Genomic DNA, 17,294 nt, shown 5'->3' with positions numbered 1-17,294 from the left:
GAATATTATGAATGTAAATGTACTTATCAGTTTTTTACTGGTCGGATTGACCAGTGTAGGCTGTACAGGTTTTCTGGAAGAAAAGCCGGATATCAAAATGGTGATTCCACATACACTAGAGGATGCCGAACTGTTGTTAAATAACTATAGCACGATGAATATGGGATACCCTACTTGGGGAGAGTGGGGCATAGATGATTATTATGTAACCGACCAGACATTTAATGGAGCGCTGACTATCGATCAAAGGAATGCCTACACATGGGCCGATGCTCCTTATGAGGCGTTTACGCAGTGGCAGTTGCCCTATAAAGCAGTTTTTAACGCCAATCAGGCGCTAGAAATCATCCAATCCGTTGATGCTGCAGCTGTTTCTCAGAGAAGGGACAATCTAAGAGGTATTGCTCTTTTCTTCCGTGCTTTTGCTTTTCAGCAGTTGTTGGAGCTTCACGCTATGGCTTACCAAAAGGAAACAGCAGACAAAGAGTTGGGGATACCGTTACGACTGGGACCAGAAATCGATAAGTCGTCGGTACGGGCATCTCTACAACAGTCTTATGACCAGATTATCAGTGACTATCGAGCAGCAGTGCCGATGCTTCCACTGCACGAGAGTATAAAAGGTCGCCCCTTTAGAGCCAGCGCGTACGCTGGGCTTGCACGGGCTAGTTTGAACACTGCGGATTATCATCTCGCATATGCTTATGCGGACTCGAGCATACGTATACACGGTGATTTGATGGATTTTAATCTACTGGATGCGAGCAGGGATTTTCCGATACCACAATTCAATACGGAGGTGCTATTCTCGGCTGTTACGGGGGTGGCAGGCCCGATGAGCCGTACCAATGGAAGAATTGCTCCTGAGCTATACGAAAGCTATGAAGATACGGATCTGAGAAAAAGTATTTTCTTTTTAAAAGCAAATATCCCTACAGGAAGCTATAGTTTCAAAGGAGCATATAATCAATCTATTTCCTCCCTGTTTGTAGGTTTGACTACGAGCGAGATGTATTTGGTAAAGGCCGAATCCGCGACGCGTCTCGGGCTGATTGATGAAGCTCTAGATGCTATCAACACCCTTTTGGAGAACCGTATTGATCAAACTTCTTTCGCTCCTGTATCGGAGAGATCCCCAGAATCATTACTAAGGATTATTCTGTCGGAGCGTCGTAAAGAACTCGTATTCCGTGGACGTCGATGGGCTGATCTCAAGCGACTGAATCTCGACACACGCTTTCAGAAGGTTATAGAGAGAACGGTAGACGGCAAAGTGGATGTACTGGAACCAGATAGCCGTAAATACGCGTTCCGACTTCCAGAGCCTGTCGTCACTATTGGTAAGATACCTCAAAATATTCGATAACATTATAAAAGATATATATATGATCCCGATGAATCGGGACAAGATAATGGCAGCTGAAAATCAAACCGAGTTTGCGAGCTCATGAAATAATTATATACATATGAAATATCCATGTAGCACAGACTGCACAAACACGAATGACCGCGAAGCAGCATGCACACTATTTTACAATACTCCTGTGCATAATATACTTTGGATATTCTATATCGCAACTGAAAATCAAATTATATACATATGAAAAAGTTTCAATTCTTAATAGTAGCCTTTTTACTAATCAGTCTGTTTCAAACAGGTTATGGACAGAAAGGGGTTAGATTAGATTTAAATAAAGCACTGAAGGTAGGAGACAATTTTTTACCTCCTGATGAGGTAGAGCTTATGCGGAGTCCTGATAAAACAATAAACTGGAATAAGCTAGATGATAAAGTGATTGTATTGGATTTTTTTGAAACCAGTTGCGGATCTTGTATTCAGAGTATGCCTAGACTGCAGGCGCTACAGAACAAACTGAGGGACAAAATGCAAATCTTCACGGTAGGATGGCAGGGTAAGGAAACCTTTGAGAAGTTCTTTAAAGGCAATGCGTTTCTGAAAGAAAATAAGGTCAATTTACCTGTTATCTATAACGACATTTATCTGAAGGAAAAGTTTCCGCATATGGGCGTTCCGCATGTTGCTTTCATTTTTAGAGGCAAAGTCAAAGCAATTACATTCTCCGAATTGATCACAGAGGAAAATATCTTACAGCTATTTAATACAGGAGAAATAGCACTCGCTTTAAAGGACGATTTCGGCAAGGGGAGCCTGACGGGGATGGGAATCGACAATGCTGATAAATTAGGGATACGTCTCGATGGATATCAGGATGGAGCAGCATATCAATCATTGGAGATCAAGACGGATAGTATAACAGGAATGATCAACACCTCTTTTTATAATGTTTCGATTTACAGCGCCATACTCTTTAATTGGGCGCGGGTTCGAAAGGCTGATTACATACCTAGGTATGAGCGGCTCATACTGAATGTTGAGAATCGCAACATGTATGAGGACTTTGAGAATATAGGCAATGATTGGTATACAAAAAATGCAATATCGTATGAACGTATCGATAGGGTAAGACGTGCTGATTCCGTACAGGCTAGGATTGTCTTGGATGACTTACATAGCTTTTTAGGGATACAGTCTTATCGGGAAATACGTAAAATAGATTGTCTTATCCTGAGACCATGTCCTATTAAACCATATAAAGGTATACAGCCGATTACAGGCGGCTATAGTTGTGAGAGTACGGCAAGTTTAGCTGTTGTCATAGACCTAGGGTATAAATTACCCCCTGTGTTGGATAGAGTTAAGAAAGAAATGAAGATTAGACTAGGTGCCTTTGAAGATTTAAAAGAGTTGAATGCTCAGCTAAATGCGTATGGCATCGAAGCTGTATTAGGTGAGGGAGAGATGGAAGTTTTAGTAATAGAAGAGAAGTAGACTAGAAAAGCAGATAGGGTATGTGCTGTGCATACCCTATTCTAATTTTAGCTAACGCTTGTTCTAATAATACTGCCTAGGGTACTATCTTTTTTTCAACTTCACATTTGGTCCGTCTACCTGATTTTGTAAAGAATTAATCAACTCATTCTTTAATGCATCAGTGATATCTGGACTTCCTCCGTTGTCATTTGCCTGTAGCGAGCACATGGCCTGCTTAGGTGTCGAACACGAAGGGGGAGAAGTCGCAAAAGTATAGTGTGCCGGATTTGATGGATCCGTCCCTGTAAATGAAAACCATGCCATAAGCTTATGATTTAAATTACCTACCTATCATAATTTGTTTTAACTGATCACAATATGCTGCAGTCACATTGGCCCCTTGGTTTAGTCTGTTCGTAGCAGACATGTGGTACCTGGCGTCGGGACTCCTTGTTCGGCCGTACCACTTTTGATTTCCCCGTATACCGCCTTGCGGGAAATACCGCAAATCTACGCCGTATCCGTTTGAATAGCGGCCGGTGGCAATAGCTTCGCATCATACCAACTAAATACAGCATAGGGTAGGTATGCCCCCATGAGGGATGGCCTGTACCTGCGGAGTCTATCCGCAAGGCTCGGTGTCTACCTGCTTGTGCGATACCGGATGGATGATATGGGACTATTGCTGTCATTTTGTTTTATGTAGTTATTCCCGACTATGTCGGGACTTCGTTGCACTACGCAAGTGAACGTGTTATCGTGTTATCGTATTATCGTGTTATCAAGTGATGCTGTTATATATGTTGTTGTCTAATGTTTTGTTATAGAGTCATATAGTCACAAGGTTATATCGTTACTTATCTCCTTATTGTTGATACTAAGTTCGGGGAGATCGGACGGTTTGGAATTGTGATTTTCCTATTTAAAAGTTGTAAAATCTATAGTTTGCTGAAGTAACTGGGGTCCATATGAAGGTAGGAAGCGATACTTTTGCTCTGTAGGCGTAGTGCAATGTGCTTGTACCGTTTGTAGAACATTTCTTTTGCTTCCCTGGCGGGCAATAATAAGAGTTCGGTGCGGGCCAGACGCTGGTAGGCCCAGTAAAGCAACATCTTGTGATAAGCTCGGATAAGATTGAGATTATTGCTCTTATTGAGGACATGGACGACGTCGTCATGCTTTATATAGTAAATGGAGCTGTCTTCCAGTGCTTGCAGGGCGTAAGGGCTATGGCGTGCCGGATAGATGGCAATGTCATGCTCGGCTATGAAATGCTCGATAGCATCACTGTCATTGTTTATTATGACCAACAGTCCTTCGTGTATATAGATCAGATCGTCCTGATCGAGCATAAGCGTATGACCTTTGCGCACATGACGCTGCTTCAGTACAGCGCATATCTGCTGTCGCTGTTCGGGCGAGGTGCTGATGTACAGGTCTAAATGCCTGAAGTCAAAATCTATCATAATCACAACGAGTAGGAATAAAAGGATATAGATCAGTCGGATAGCCGTACTGGTTTTCGGCTCAGCACAGCTATCGTTCTGATCGGAGCTATGTCTATCCGTACTGTATACGGATGGCAACCTGCTGGGTATCGGCCATATCCTGCGACCGTACGCTTTGAGAAGTAGCGCTCATTTTTTCGAGTACGACTTCTTTGACCGTTTTTTGTTTACGCTCATTGTTGCCTAAAGGCTCTGCCTGCTTGTCGAAGAGGATGAGCTGTCCGGCATCCCAGCTGTCTGCAACAGCATCGGCAATCTGCTGCTTGAAGTCCGGCGAGAGATCCTTGAGCTGTGCCTGTTGATCGGTGCTGAGTTCAAAGGTGTCCAGCATCCAGCCGTCTATGTCGGTGCGGATTCGATCGGTCTCTACGTGCCTCACGGCAGATGGCAGGTTCAGTACGGAGGCTTGCGTATTGGCAAAGCCTGCGTTGTTAAAATTCTGTTTCATATACATTAAGTTTAAATTATTACCTCAAAATTAAGGGCAGATTTTCCTCTAAGCAATATGGCCGATACGGCAAAAACGTCGAGGTACAGAAAAATGTACCTCAGTTCAGGCGTTGGAAAGCGGAGTTCCCGATATCCTTGCACCATATACTGTTGAACAGCAGTGCGCAATCGAGGCATTTGTTTGCACGGATGGGATGTGTATTCTATATTTTTTGTATATTCATGGTTCTGATTCATTAACCGATACAGATTTTTATAGCATATTATGAACTTATTTAAGCCTGATCAATGGACTTGTTTTAAGGTCCGTTGGAATCGTATTATTACCTCTGTGTTGCGTGTATTCCTTGTCTTGACCATTACGGCTATTACTGCCCTGGTGACCAATCTGGGCTACAAGGCTGTCGAAGGGGAGCTACAGGTGGGGGCCGGATTATGGATCCTCTTGCTGGGCACTATGATGCTGCATATTATTTATGCGGTGTGGGTATCGATAGTGTACAGACTGCTATTCGGTAGGCTGTCCGATATTCCGAAATGGCTTAAAACTGCGCTGTATCTTTTTGCAGCTGTAATCCCTCCGGTCTTGATGCATGTGGTGCTGCTACAAATACTTGTATTTTCCCAAATGGGCATGCTCTACAATACATCGTACTGGATCACCGATTTTCCGTTTTTCGCTGTCCCGCTGCTGCTCTACATACTGGTCGTATGCTATTGGCCGAAAGCAAGCCTCCTGCCACAGGGGCGTATGACGGATCGGGACAGCAGGGCCAAGAATTTTATGAATTCATGGATCGGCAGCCGCAAGATGTTTTTTCTGATGAGCTACCTGGATCTGATCTATGGATCGTCTGTCGTCTATCAGGACCATAAGGTGCGGATAAAGGATATCTTGGTGATCACCTTTGAGGAGGGGGTGTATTTCTTCATCCTGCGCGACGGTACCAAAATAGCGACTTCGCTCAACTCGGTGGATATCGACAAATGGTTACTCGCCAATTGGTTCCTGACAACTAGCCGATGGACGTATGTCAATATGCTGTATGTCCAGGAGCCTGAAGTGGGTGACAAATATCTGAAACTGACCTATTCGGTGAATGAGCAAATCAAAGAAACACCGAACTATGCAAAGATCAAGGCGGCATTGCCTATAAACCGCAAGCAGCAACCTAAGCTGGATGAATTTGTACTCCACAAGGAATCGCTGTCGCACGAAGGCTGGGATGAGATGATCGAGCTATAGAGATAATGTATGTTTATTAATTATTGTTAACCGGCTGTATAGGAGGGGAGTTTAAAAGGGACTTCTTTCGGGTTTTTCGGTTTATGGCCTCAATTTCACGGATTGACCATGGAAAATCTTCCTAATGACACGCTTGTGTATCTATCGGAGATACAGGGCTATGTACGCGAAATGCGTGACTATGTGCTGGAAATAAGGGATTGTGTATTGCGGATGAACAATGCACAGCAACAGGCCAGGCCGCCAGGCCTAACTGAGCGAAAGCTATTGGACATCGAGGAGGTACTCGATATCCTGCACATCGGCCGCTCGACCTACTACCGCTTTGTGAATACCGGCAAGCTGGTGCCCCGCAAGATCGGAGAACGGCACTGCTACTACCTCGAGGACCTGGAGGATATGATCCAGGAAAGTAAACGACGGGGCCGAATCTGATTCAAATTTGTCATTTTTTGTTCGACAGCTCTTCGACACGTGTTCGAGAGCTGTTCGACTGTTGTTCGGGACTGCTTCGAGACATGTTCGAGACATGTTCGAGAGCGCTTCGGGTGGTGTTCGACTGCTGTTCGACTCGCACTCGAAGGGCACTCGAAGGATAGTCGAAGCGGTGTCGAAGCCCAGTCGAACAAAGGCATACGCAGAGTCGGACAAGTCCCGAACAGATCTGCATAGGTACCGCATCCCCAGTCGAAGCCCGTTGGATAAATCTACTTGCTGAGCCACTTTTTATCTTGTTTTTGGGACAGTCTGTCTCATATCGTCCCATATCCTCCCATGTTGTCCCATTACTTTATATTTTAGGTGATAAGCTCCTAGTTTCGCTGTTGATATCACAAAATAGTTTACATGTAGACGATGGTTTAACAGTTTAAATGAATCTAAAAAAATGGCAAGATTTTTAAAAGGAATTACAGGCGCTTACTCCGGGAAAGTGGGAAGCGTAATCGGCTCGAGCTGGCGTAATGTGGATTATGTACGCTCGCTCCCCAAACGTAGCAATAAGCCGGCTACCGAAGATCAATTGGCCCAACGGGCTCGTTTCTCACTGGCGGTGAGTTTTCTCTCGCCGATCAAGGATCTCCTCAAGCTGGGCTACTCGGATGCGATGCAGCCTCGAGCGACGGGCTACAACAAGGCCTTACAGCATCTCTTGGCTTATGGCATCACAGGGGCTTACCCGAGTTTTGAGTTGGATTACGCTTCTGTAGTGATCGCCAAAGGCGGACTGGCCAACCTGATGGGGGTATTCTGGACGGAGTCTGCTCCGCAGGAGATCAGTGTGACCTGGACTACGGAGGTGAATAGTTTCAACGCTTTTGCGGATGACTCGGTGATCCTGCTGATGTACAACAAGGAGAAGCAGTTCTTTAGCATCCTGGAGTCGGCAACACGCAATGATGGTACACTGAGCTTTACCTTTCCTGCTGTCTATGCCGGAGACCATGTGGTCGGCTGGATATTCACGGGGCACCGGGATGGGGTGAAAACTTCGAACAGTTATTATCTGGGAGAGATTGAAGTAAGTTCATAGCCACATGGCCTAGTCGTTTCCTGCGGAGATTGCGTTGCAATTTTCTCTTGACAGAAAAGAACCAAAAGGTCAAGGCTTGGACGATTACGCTGAAAACACTTCTTAAGTCCTAAACAGCCCGGAGCCGTTTCACTTCTTCGGGTTGTTTTTTACGGACTTCTCAAACTGTTTTCTTAACGCGTAAAAGTCCTAGGCCAATGGAGCTATCAAGTTTGATTCTTGGGTGGGTCGGAAGGGAGTTATGAGGTTAGAGGGTTAGGAGGAGTGAAATCGTAAAACGGTTAAAAAGTAAAGGCTTCACGATTTAGCTTATTTACGGTTTAACGCCAGCCCCTCTAACTCTCTTCTAACTTAATTATTAAAAAACATGAAAAATATTCTAAAGAAAATAAGCCAGGCGGTGCAGATGTTGCTGCTGGCTCCGGTGAAGTTGCCTGGAAAGGCGTTGAATGTCATCCGATATGTCGCCCTGGGACTGGGGATATTGGAGGCTGTGGTAAGTGATAGTAGTGACACAGTAAAGAGTGACGAAGTAAAGAGTGACGAAGTGATCAGTGACTAGAGCTTAGGCATTAAATTAATGAAACTAACGGTGAAACGTATCAGGCAGGGGAAGAACAGTACCCTGTCTGAGGTTTACCTGGACGGTAAGTTTCTCTGCTATGGTCTGGAGGATCTGGTACGGGAGGTGAAGATCAAAGGGGCTACGGCGATTCCGGCTGGCGTCTATCCGCTACGGCTGAATACCTATGGCGCTATGAATGCACGGTACAAACGGCGGTTCCCGGAGATGCACCGGGGTATGATCGAGATCTGCGATATTCCAAACTTCACGTATGTGTACATCCATATCGGCAACAACTTTGGGGATACCGCAGGTTGTCTCTTGGTAGGTGACAGTTATGCAAAGGACGATGACGGTGATTATATCCTACTGAAATCCGCTAAGGCTTACAAGCGATTGTATGCATTGCTGGTGGATGTTGTAGGGGAGGGAGAAGTCGCTATCCATTGACATCGTCAGCTGGAAACTTTTCAGGCGAAAATTTCCTAGGCTTCCTTTGGTCAATTGATAGCTTGTAGTGGGGAGTGAGTGAGGTTAAGGGTTAGGGAGTTAAAAAGTTATGGAGTGATCAAGTTATCGAGTTAACTAGTGAAGGGGTTAAAGAGTTAAATCGTAAAACTGTTAAGGGTTAGGGAGTGATCAGTGATAAAACTCGATAACAAGCGTAGTGAAACGAAGTCCCGACATCGTCGGGAATAACAGGATAACAGGTTAACATAAAAATATATGAAAACAAATGATATACGTGCAGGTACATTAGGTGGTACTTTATGTAGTCTCTGGGCGTCGGTTACGCTGGGAGACCTATTACAGACGGTGGTGATGGCGGCACTGGGTACGCTGGTGAGTTATCTGATGTCGCGATGGCTGGAGCGGAGGAGAAAGTAGTAATTGGTAGTGAGTAGTGAGTAATGGATATGAGGATACCTGGCTTTTGGAACAGCCCCCGAGATGATCGGGGGCTGTTTATTTTGTTGCTAAAATTATTAGCATATATTGTTTTTTATTGTTATATTAGCTTTTGATTTTTAACTATTTATAAACAATGAGCTATGATAGAATACTATGATTATGATGAAATTTTATTGGCTTTAGAGGAGCCAATGGAAGAGGATCGGTATGAGGGTAATTCCAAATACATTAATCTAACTTTACGATGAGTATGGCTTTATTTATATTTCTTTGGTTAACTTTGTTAAGCAAGAGGTTGAACTTGAGACTGATTTCGATTGTTGGCTTTACGTTTTGAAGAATATGTCCAAGATGGACAAATTACCGCTGTATATGCGTAAGCCAATTTTTGAGAAGCTGTTTGATATCGCAGAATATAGTAATATGAACAAGGAGGACAGACAAATGTATGATGTTAGTTTAAAAAGAAAATGGGACGCGTATTCCATTGAGCAAACAAGGATTATCTTAGAGGAGCGTGCCGTGGAAAGGGGACTTCAACAAGGAATGCAACAAGGGCTAGAAAAGGGCCGTGAAGAGATGAAACTGGAGACCGCGAAAACAATGTTGGACAAAGGCTTTGATCCAAAGATGATAGCGGAGTTGCTCCACCTGTCCGAATCGGAAATCGAGAAACTTAGATAATCGGATTTTTTTGATATGTCTCATTTATGGCATGTCGTTCTACTGCACATCAGAAGCTCATTGCACCTCGTAATATAACCTGTAAATAACCGAATCAGGGCTTCTGAAAAATCATTTTTTATTTCATACGTTTCCCTCCTTCTAATGATCTGTCCTTGGCAGCTATCGATTGCCAAAGAGCTGGCCTGCGGCCTATGAGAACCCACAGAGTGACGGTGTATTTCGACAGAAGGTGAGCGGTCATGTATCCCAACACACGATTTTTATCTATAATAGTGGTTATTTGAGCTTCTGTAAGTGTAATTCCTTCAATATTTAGCGAAGAAATGAGTCTAGTTAAAGTGATGATAAATGCTGCTTTCGAACGATTTCGATGTCTCCATCATGTGGCAATGTGGTGGTTCACGCAGTCTGATACATGCGTTTAAATACCTCTTAATGGCCACTTTCGCATTTGTCCCCCAATTGTCCACCCCTCAGATAGTATATTGTTTTGCTGTATTAATTAGTTTTACTTTTTAATACAAATCATTTAACTCTTGTAAAAGGGATGGGTACGCTAATGGATCGGATCTCTTTTGCAATCTGTGAAAATAGTAGCTAAATAATACAAAATATTAACTTGAATATGAACAGACCATCATCACAGCCAACACCGACAGTGAATGCTTTATTTAAAAGGTATAGGCGAAGAGTAACGGATTCCATTTGTTATTCCATTTCGCTGTTTTTAATAATGTTCTATATGGGCAGCCTCAAAGCGCTACCGATGGTAGAAGATGTCGCGTCAATAAGCTATGTCTCTGTTCCTCTGGCTTTACCTGTCATTACAGGAAATCCACCGAACAGAACCATCTGTGTAGATGGCAATACCACCTTTTCTGTTGCCGCAACGGATGCGACCGGTTATCAATGGCAGGTGGATGAAGGTCGTGGTTTTACGGATATAACAAATGGTGCGCCTTACTCCGGTGCTACAACTACTACTTTAACGATCACTGGAGCAACGGCCTCGATGAATGGATTTACCTATCGCTGTGTGGTATCTGGCGATGGTTCTGCAATATCAAATGCGGGGACTTTAAATGTTCCGAATATATCCTCTACAATATCACAAACCAATGTAAGCTGTTTTGGAGGAAATACAGGAAGTGCAACTGCATCCGCTACGGGTGGTATAGCACCATATACCTATTTATGGGCACCATCGGGCGGCACTGCAGCTACAGCGACTGGATTGTCCGCTGGTACCTATACGGTGACCGTGACTGATGCGAATGGCTGTACAGCGAAACAAAGTTTTACAATAATGCAACCGATCTGTATTGCCCCCGACGTTAACAAGATACTTTATGTCAACAAGCATGTCAATGGAGGAAACGGCTCTGGCGATAGTTGGGCAAATGCCATCCCCGAGTTAGCGGATGCACTGAAATGGGCGCATTCGAATAAAGAAAATGGACTTTGGTCAGAAACGGATCCTCTAAAGATCTACGTCGCCAAAGGCACGTACAAGCCCATGTATACGCCCGAAGATGGAAAGGATTTCAGTGCTGATGCACAATATGCGCGTGACCGTACTTTCCTGATGGTGAAAGATGTGGAGCTGTACGGTGGTTTCATCGGAAATGAGGCACTGCCCGAACAACGTGTAATCCCTACTGGTGGCTTGACAAGTACCATTCTGACCGGTGATTTTAATGATGATGATGCAATAACCGGAAGCGGAAAAACATTGGATATCCGTAATAACAGCGAGAATGCCCATCACGTAGTCACAGTGGTAAACGCCGAAGAGGATATCAATGTAATAATAGATGGATTTGAGGTAAAAGGGGGGAATGCCGACCAATCTTCGGAGATGTTTGTGAAGACAGATGCCTTCGCGAGTGTATGGCGAGGTAATGGAGGAGGGATCTATCTAGCAACCTATGGCAAGATTACACTACACTTAAAGAATTCCCGCATTAGCAGAAATGCATCTGCCGAATTTGGCGGAGGTATCTATTCTGCTTCTAATGCGCCTTTCTTTAGTTCTCCGGCACCGAGCTCTAGCATTCTGTTGGACAATACACATGTGCACGACAATTATTCAGGGGATAACGGTGGTGGAGTTTATTCCTATTCATATTCCAATACCATGAATACTAATTCTTCATCGTCGATAGTGAAATTGGAGAATTCCAGTATCAAAGGAAACTACTCGAGTCGATTTGGAGGAGGTGTTTTTTCTTATGCTAATACCGCTTCTGCTTCTGGAGAGTCGTCGTCCAAGTTGATTTTAAATAATTCACAGATTCTTGAAAATGCCGCTACGAATAATGGTGGTGGAATGATGTCAAATGCTGCTGGCAAGACGACAGTAACTGATCTTGTTATGAATTCCAGTCGAATACATAGAAATAGTTCGGATGCCGATGGTGGCGGTATATACATGAAGTCTGATAAAGGGGGATCCACCACAAGCATTCATAATTCGGCACTCACGGAGAATACCGCAAAAAATACCGGAGCCGCGATTTATTCGGGTTCAGTGCCGTTTTCTTCTTATGATAATACAATAGCGCTAAATAACAGTACGCTGGCGGGTAATATCGGAACTTCTTTTATAAGTTTTTCACAGGGTAAGCGAACATTGGTAACCAACAACAGCTTGGTGCTGGGCAATACAAAAGCGGACAATAGCAGCAGCTCCCTTGCAGGCTCGCCTACTAAGATTCTGAAATATAGCTTGGTGCAGGGTGAAAGCAGCACTGCAGATGGTAATATCAATGCTGCCGGTATCACGGCGCAACAGATTTTTGCCGATGTCACAAACCACGATTATAGCCTCAAACTGGGCGCAGTAGCCATCGGTACAGGGGACAATGACCTGTACAACGGGGCTGATATAACGAGGGATAAAGACTTGGCAGGAAATCCTCGATTGGTCGGTTCTAAAATCGATATGGGCGCTTACGAATTTCAGCAGGAAGTCACGCAGCTGATTACGGCATCTGCACTGACCAAAACCTATGGAGATGCTGTATTTGAGCCTGGGGCTACGGTGGATTCGGGACGGCCATTGACCTATAGCTCGGCAGACGACAATATTGCCGCAGTCTATCAGGATGCTGCTGATGGGAACAAATGGAAGATAACGATTAAAAAAGTAGGCACCGTCACCCTGACTGCGCGTCAGGAAGGAGGTCATGGTTACCTTCCGGCTACGAAAGACTTTACAATGGTAATAAGTCCTAAAGCAGTAACGGTAAGTATCGTTCCCACTGCCGTAATCAATAAAGACTACGATGGTAATACACAGGGCAGTATACTGCCTGCTCAATTGGCTTTTGCCGTTGGTGATATTATCGGGAGCGATGATGTGCAGATTGGATTGATCAGTTCAGTGGTGAGCTACGGCACGAAAGACGCAGGCACAGGCAAGACCGTTGCGTTGGCGGCGGGCAATCTGACCTTAAACGGAAACAATGCGGAGAACTATCAGATCAGTAATACAGTGGAGCTAACCGCCAATGTAGGTGTCATAGAACGTGTCGCGTTAAGCATCACGGCTAAGGATGAAAACAAGAACTATGATGCTATGGCTTATACAGGGGGGAATGGTGTCGTCTATGCAGGATTTGTAAATAACGAGGATGAATCTATCCTTAGCGGTACGTTGGGCTATGAAGGTAGTAGTCAGGGGGCAATAGATGTTGGTGTTTACGCTATCGAACCACAAGGACTTACTTCCGGTAATTATGGTATCAGTTACAAACCAGGAAAGCTGACGATAGAGAAGGCGGTATTACCTGCTTTTACCTTTGCTGATGCGACGTATACTTACGATGGCACGTCTAAAGCTTTGGTGGCTACTGGCCTGCCTACAGAGGCTAAGGTTACTTATGTAGGTAACAACCAGACAAATGCAGGTGAATATTCGGTGACAGCTATGATCGATGGGGGCAACAACTACATGGATGGTTTGCAGACGGCTAGGCTTATTATCAAAAAGGCTAAACAAACGATCAGTTTTACGGCTCCTGAGACCTTGGGAAGGGATGCAGGTACAGTAGCTTTGGATGTACGTACGGATGCCGGCCTGCTGGTCAGTCTCTCTGTTGATGATCCTTCGGTCGCTACGGTATCCGATATGGAACTGCATGTTCATCGTCTTGGAACGGTCAAGATTACAGCAACACAGGCAGGCGACGCTAATCACGAGGCGGCCAAAGCAGTCACCGTTACGGTACGTGTGGTAGCGGACGCTGGAGCGAAACTGCCGATCGTCGTGCATCAAGCGCTATCGCCAAACGGTGACGGTATCAACGAGTTCCTGATGATCGAAGGAATACAGGACTTTCCGGAAAATAAGGTCACCATCTTTGATAAGAACGGTTCGGTACAGGCTGAAATCATCGGTTATAATAATAGAGACAGAGTATTCACCGGCAAGGAAAGCCGCGAGGGTACCTATTACTATTATCTGGATTTGAAAGACAATGGCGTATGGAAACGGGAGAAAGGATATTTTGTGATTAGGCGGTGATGATGTTATTCCCGATGAATCGGGACTTCGTTTTATTACGCGAGTTAGAGGGTGATAGAGTAAGGGAGTGATCCCGATGAAAAATCGGGACTTCGTTTCACTACGCAGTTAACGAGTGAGGGAAGTGATGTTGGAACGTCACTTCGAGGCTTGTCGAAGCAGTCTGTTTTAATGAAGGTGAGGAATGCTATCGAGTTAACGAGTAAAGGAAATGATCAACTGATTAAGTTAACGAGTGACCGTGCTATCATGATCACTTGTTAACTACATAACAACATAACATGATAACAAAAAAAATAATTATAAGTCTACTATCGCTGCTGCCATTGTGCAGTATGGCACAGCATGGAGTGAGCTACAATCAATTTGGGCAGTTGCGCAACAGTTTCAACTCTTCGTTGAGTACGATGGACGAACGTGGCAGCTTAGCTTCTTTGGGCCGTAGCCAATGGACGGGTGTCGACGGAGCACCGAAATCGGTGTGGGTATCGGGGCATGGTATGGTCAGGAACCTGGGACTGGCCATAGGTGGGGATTTTAAACACGCTTCGCTGGGCGTGGTTCGTGAAAATGAAATTACGGCCTATGCGGCCAAGGCGGTACAACTTGGAGAGAATGAATACCTGAGTCTATCCATGGGTGGTGGTTTGCTTTTTTATGAGGGTAACTACAGGCAGCTGGACGATCAGGATCCGGCCTTCTGGGAAGATGTGCGCGGTACGGCAGGTGTGCTGAGTGTGAGTACATCCTATTATCAAAAAGATAGGTTTTACGTTGGCGTAGCAATGCCTCGATTCTCCCTGAAACGTAATGTAGAGCGCGAGTATGAGTTTCGGGATGTCATCTACGTGACGGGAGGTATGCTGATCCGCCTGGACGATACCTTCAAACTGCGCCCTTCATTCCTGGTGAGCCACATGCAGGAGATGTCGCCGCGTTATGATATCAATGCCATAGTCTTTGTGGGACCAAAGATCGGCTTAGGTATGGGCGTACAGAACCAAGGCGATCTATCGGGGCTGATGCAGCTCAATTTTGGCAACTTCGGAATAGGTTACAGTTATCAGTTTAGTGTCAACGGACATACGCTGAATCAGAAAATATCGACCAATACGCATGAGGTGGGCTTTCGCTATCGTATAGGTGGAATAGGGTTGTTGTAGACTAGCTCACACACGTCACTGCGAGCCTGAGAAGCAGTCTGTTTTAAGGACAGGCTGAAGTCAGTTCTATTATCCTAAAGGTAGACGGTGCTGTTCTAAAAATCCCTCTTCATGAAATAATCCATATTCAGAGTTGGGGTAATTATGTGAAGGTTTTTATCCATGAAGCTCATTATCTTAGTGCGATTACGACCTCAGAGATCGAGCAAAAATTGGATAAAAAACTTTTTATACGCATACACAAATCTCATATTGTAGCCTTAGATCGAATAGTAAAAGTCTCTGGCGGGCAGATTGAATTGGATACAGGTGTTATTCTCCCTATTGGAAATACCTATAAACGGGAACTGCTCGAAGCCTTTCAATGAAAATAGGCCAGTGAATGGAGTTGGCTGAGAAGAAGTAAAACTTTAAAAAACACGAGACCAACCGATATACATACAGGTACAAGTAATATTGCCTTCAGTTTGAAATATCTGTTTAATTGGCTTTAAATGCATATTCTTGAATTTGTCCCCCAATTGTCCCCCCTTGGACAATATTTTTTTGTAGGTTTTTAACTACATTTACTCCGCAATTATTAATATACACGATAAAGACGGATAATAAACAGTGACGAACCCTTTCACAAGCTAAGCTTAGGTGTTAAGTAAAACGTCATAAAAATAGAACCTCACTATGAATAACAACAATAGACGCGGCTTTCTAAAGCAATCGGTGGTGCTGCTGGGTGGCATATTGCTGGGGTCTAACAAGATCTATGCCCGAGAGGTGCAAGCATTCAATGCTACAGAACCTTTTTTGGGCCAAGTAAGTATTTTTTCATTCCCTTTTGCTCCTAAAGGATGGGCATTATGCAATGGACAGTTGCTCCCCATCAATCAAAATCAAGCATTATTCAGCTTATTGGGTACTACCTATGGGGGAGATGGTAGAGTAAATTTTGCCTTGCCCGATTTACGTGGTCGCGTGCCTATACACGAGGGAAACAATCATACCCTGGGAGAGCGGGGAGGCGAGCAAGCGCACACTCTTAACATAAGTGAATTGCCTGCCCATAGCCATGCTGGAGAAATCACCGCCAAAGCGCGCTATGGCGTGGCAGCCAACCAGGAAAGCCCTATTGGCGCATTGCCTGGCTTAAACCCCGCATATTCCAATCGCTTTGCCAATAGCTCGGATGAAATGATGGCATTGTCGAGCACTGGTGAACAGCCTCTTGCTGCTGTGGGCGGAAATCAAGCGCATCTGAATATGCAGCCTTTTTTGGTGTTAAATTTTTGTATCTCTTTACAAGGGATTTTCCCTTCTCCAAATTAATAAATTATGGCAGGATCAGATCCATTTGTAGCAGAAATAGCTATATTTCCTTTTAATTTCCCGCCGAAAGGCTGGGCTTCGTGTGATGGACAATTATTACCCATATCACAGAATACGGCTCTATTTTCCCTCCTGGGTACAACTTATGGGGGAGATGGAAAATCCAATTTTGCGCTGCCTAATATGGAGGGACAGGCGCCGATGCATCCGGGGCAGGGGCCGGGTCTGTCGTTGCATGATCTGGGAGAGACCGGAGGGACAGAAACAGTGACCCTCTTACTATCTGAGATACCATTGCATAGCCATACGGTTAACAACTTAAGCTACGCTACCGCTACGGACGCCAATACCGCCAGACCTGCGAAAAGCTATTGGGCTGCAGTGCCTCAAAAGAATCTGTACAGCACTGAATCGTTCGTAGGACAGGACGTCAAATTTCAGGTGGTAGATGATGTAAGTGGTCATGACATGCCCCATAATAATATGCAGCCTTATCTAACCCTTTCTTTTTGTATTGCCTTGCAGGGAGTGTTTCCTCCAAGACCTTAATT

Annotated in this window: 19 protein-coding genes; 14 read left to right on the top strand and 5 right to left on the bottom strand. The window is 44.6% G+C overall.

Going from position 1 to position 17,294, the window contains the following annotated elements:
- Positions 1-7: 7 nt before the first annotated feature.
- Complete coding sequence (locus tag M472_RS24440) at positions 8-1,366, top strand: RagB/SusD family nutrient uptake outer membrane protein (protein WP_021068440.1); 1,359 nt, start codon at positions 8-10, stop codon at positions 1,364-1,366.
- Between the two features lie 234 nt (positions 1,367-1,600).
- Positions 1,601-2,851: a TlpA family protein disulfide reductase gene (locus M472_RS24435; RefSeq protein WP_021068439.1), complete on the top strand. Its 1,251-nt coding sequence runs from the start codon at positions 1,601-1,603 to the stop codon at positions 2,849-2,851.
- 84 nt (positions 2,852-2,935) lie between these two features.
- Here M472_RS24435 and M472_RS24430 read toward each other — a convergent pair whose 3' ends face one another.
- The 4 genes from M472_RS24430 to M472_RS24420 form a co-directional block, all read right to left on the bottom strand.
- The gene (locus M472_RS24430) at positions 2,936-3,157 is read right to left on the bottom strand and encodes a hypothetical protein (RefSeq protein WP_021068438.1); all 222 of its coding nucleotides are present in this window, start codon (positions 3,155-3,157) and stop codon (positions 2,936-2,938) included.
- Positions 3,158-3,204: 47 nt separating this feature from the next.
- A complete protein-coding gene (locus tag M472_RS45120; protein ID WP_144062619.1) occupies positions 3,205-3,525 on the bottom strand; it encodes a hypothetical protein in 321 nt (106 codons plus the stop codon).
- A 246-nt stretch (positions 3,526-3,771) separates the two neighbouring features.
- On the bottom strand, positions 3,772-4,305 hold the full coding sequence (locus M472_RS24425) for a Crp/Fnr family transcriptional regulator (protein ID WP_144062618.1): 534 nt from the start codon (positions 4,303-4,305) through the stop codon (positions 3,772-3,774).
- Between the two features lie 88 nt (positions 4,306-4,393).
- Positions 4,394-4,789 carry a hypothetical protein gene (locus tag M472_RS24420; protein WP_144062617.1) on the bottom strand — a complete coding sequence of 132 codons (396 nt, stop codon included), beginning with the start codon at positions 4,787-4,789 and terminating at the stop codon, positions 4,394-4,396.
- Between the two features lie 267 nt (positions 4,790-5,056).
- On the opposite strand from M472_RS24420, the gene M472_RS24415 reads away from it, so the two are divergent.
- Positions 5,057-6,037 (top strand): hypothetical protein, encoded by a 981-nt coding sequence (locus M472_RS24415; RefSeq protein ID WP_021068435.1) that lies wholly within the window; start codon positions 5,057-5,059, stop codon positions 6,035-6,037.
- Between the two features lie 108 nt (positions 6,038-6,145).
- Positions 6,146-6,472, top strand: coding sequence for a helix-turn-helix transcriptional regulator (locus tag M472_RS24410; RefSeq protein ID WP_021068434.1), 327 nt, complete (start codon positions 6,146-6,148; stop codon positions 6,470-6,472).
- Positions 6,473-6,482: 10 nt separating this feature from the next.
- Here M472_RS24410 and M472_RS45115 read toward each other — a convergent pair whose 3' ends face one another.
- The gene (locus tag M472_RS45115) at positions 6,483-6,803 is read right to left on the bottom strand and encodes a hypothetical protein (protein ID WP_144062616.1); all 321 of its coding nucleotides are present in this window, start codon (positions 6,801-6,803) and stop codon (positions 6,483-6,485) included.
- A 120-nt stretch (positions 6,804-6,923) separates the two neighbouring features.
- Between M472_RS45115 and M472_RS24405 the strand changes: the two genes are divergently transcribed.
- The 10 genes from M472_RS24405 to M472_RS24370 all read left to right on the top strand — a co-directional run bounded on the left by M472_RS24405 (position 6,924) and on the right by M472_RS24370 (position 17,292).
- Positions 6,924-7,568: a DUF6266 family protein gene (locus M472_RS24405; RefSeq protein WP_021068433.1), complete on the top strand. Its 645-nt coding sequence runs from the start codon at positions 6,924-6,926 to the stop codon at positions 7,566-7,568.
- A gap of 367 nt (positions 7,569-7,935) precedes the next feature.
- Positions 7,936-8,130, top strand: coding sequence for a hypothetical protein (locus M472_RS24400; RefSeq protein WP_021068432.1), 195 nt, complete (start codon positions 7,936-7,938; stop codon positions 8,128-8,130).
- Between the two features lie 18 nt (positions 8,131-8,148).
- Positions 8,149-8,583: a DUF5675 family protein gene (locus M472_RS24395; protein ID WP_021068431.1), complete on the top strand. Its 435-nt coding sequence runs from the start codon at positions 8,149-8,151 to the stop codon at positions 8,581-8,583.
- Positions 8,584-8,859: 276 nt separating this feature from the next.
- Complete coding sequence (locus M472_RS45360; RefSeq protein WP_158499859.1) at positions 8,860-9,021, top strand: hypothetical protein; 162 nt, start codon at positions 8,860-8,862, stop codon at positions 9,019-9,021.
- Between the two features lie 294 nt (positions 9,022-9,315).
- Positions 9,316-9,729, top strand: coding sequence for a PD-(D/E)XK nuclease family transposase (locus tag M472_RS24390; RefSeq protein ID WP_021068429.1), 414 nt, complete (start codon positions 9,316-9,318; stop codon positions 9,727-9,729).
- Positions 9,730-10,474: 745 nt separating this feature from the next.
- Positions 10,475-14,260, top strand: coding sequence for a T9SS type B sorting domain-containing protein (locus M472_RS24385; RefSeq protein WP_162142218.1), 3,786 nt, complete (start codon positions 10,475-10,477; stop codon positions 14,258-14,260).
- A 281-nt stretch (positions 14,261-14,541) separates the two neighbouring features.
- Complete coding sequence (locus M472_RS24380; protein WP_081643068.1) at positions 14,542-15,423, top strand: PorP/SprF family type IX secretion system membrane protein; 882 nt, start codon at positions 14,542-14,544, stop codon at positions 15,421-15,423.
- 68 nt (positions 15,424-15,491) lie between these two features.
- Positions 15,492-15,791: a LytR/AlgR family response regulator transcription factor gene (locus M472_RS0122315; protein ID WP_081643067.1), complete on the top strand. Its 300-nt coding sequence runs from the start codon at positions 15,492-15,494 to the stop codon at positions 15,789-15,791.
- 310 nt (positions 15,792-16,101) lie between these two features.
- Positions 16,102-16,743: a phage tail protein gene (locus tag M472_RS24375; protein WP_021068425.1), complete on the top strand. Its 642-nt coding sequence runs from the start codon at positions 16,102-16,104 to the stop codon at positions 16,741-16,743.
- Positions 16,744-16,749: 6 nt separating this feature from the next.
- Positions 16,750-17,292, top strand: a complete 543-nt coding sequence (locus M472_RS24370) for a phage tail protein (RefSeq protein ID WP_021068424.1) — start codon at positions 16,750-16,752, stop codon at positions 17,290-17,292.
- Positions 17,293-17,294 lie beyond the last annotated feature (2 nt).

This window comes from Sphingobacterium paucimobilis HER1398 (assembly GCF_000416985.1).
In the GTDB taxonomy this organism is placed as follows: Bacteria; Bacteroidota; Bacteroidia; order Sphingobacteriales; family Sphingobacteriaceae; genus Sphingobacterium; species Sphingobacterium paucimobilis.
The sequence above is the reverse complement of the archived record's forward strand: the minus strand, read 5'-3'. Positions and strand labels throughout refer to the sequence as shown.

Coding starts and splice junctions, on each gene's coding strand:
- M472_RS24440 (WP_021068440.1), top strand. CDS start 8: ATGAATGTAAATGTACTTATCAGTTTTTTACTGGTCGGATTGACCAGT.
- M472_RS24435 (WP_021068439.1), top strand. CDS start 1,601: ATGAAAAAGTTTCAATTCTTAATAGTAGCCTTTTTACTAATCAGTCTG.
- M472_RS24430 (WP_021068438.1), bottom strand. CDS start 3,157: ATGGCATGGTTTTCATTTACAGGGACGGATCCATCAAATCCGGCACAC.
- M472_RS45120 (WP_144062619.1), bottom strand. CDS start 3,525: ATGACAGCAATAGTCCCATATCATCCATCCGGTATCGCACAAGCAGGT.
- M472_RS24420 (WP_144062617.1), bottom strand. CDS start 4,789: ATGAAACAGAATTTTAACAACGCAGGCTTTGCCAATACGCAAGCCTCC.
- M472_RS24415 (WP_021068435.1), top strand. CDS start 5,057: ATGAACTTATTTAAGCCTGATCAATGGACTTGTTTTAAGGTCCGTTGG.
- M472_RS24410 (WP_021068434.1), top strand. CDS start 6,146: ATGGAAAATCTTCCTAATGACACGCTTGTGTATCTATCGGAGATACAG.
- M472_RS45115 (WP_144062616.1), bottom strand. CDS start 6,803: ATGGGACGATATGAGACAGACTGTCCCAAAAACAAGATAAAAAGTGGC.
- M472_RS24405 (WP_021068433.1), top strand. CDS start 6,924: ATGGCAAGATTTTTAAAAGGAATTACAGGCGCTTACTCCGGGAAAGTG.
- M472_RS24400 (WP_021068432.1), top strand. CDS start 7,936: ATGAAAAATATTCTAAAGAAAATAAGCCAGGCGGTGCAGATGTTGCTG.
- M472_RS24395 (WP_021068431.1), top strand. CDS start 8,149: ATGAAACTAACGGTGAAACGTATCAGGCAGGGGAAGAACAGTACCCTG.
- M472_RS45360 (WP_158499859.1), top strand. CDS start 8,860: ATGAAAACAAATGATATACGTGCAGGTACATTAGGTGGTACTTTATGT.
- M472_RS24385 (WP_162142218.1), top strand. CDS start 10,475: ATGGGCAGCCTCAAAGCGCTACCGATGGTAGAAGATGTCGCGTCAATA.
- M472_RS24380 (WP_081643068.1), top strand. CDS start 14,542: ATGATAACAAAAAAAATAATTATAAGTCTACTATCGCTGCTGCCATTG.
- M472_RS24375 (WP_021068425.1), top strand. CDS start 16,102: ATGAATAACAACAATAGACGCGGCTTTCTAAAGCAATCGGTGGTGCTG.
- M472_RS24370 (WP_021068424.1), top strand. CDS start 16,750: ATGGCAGGATCAGATCCATTTGTAGCAGAAATAGCTATATTTCCTTTT.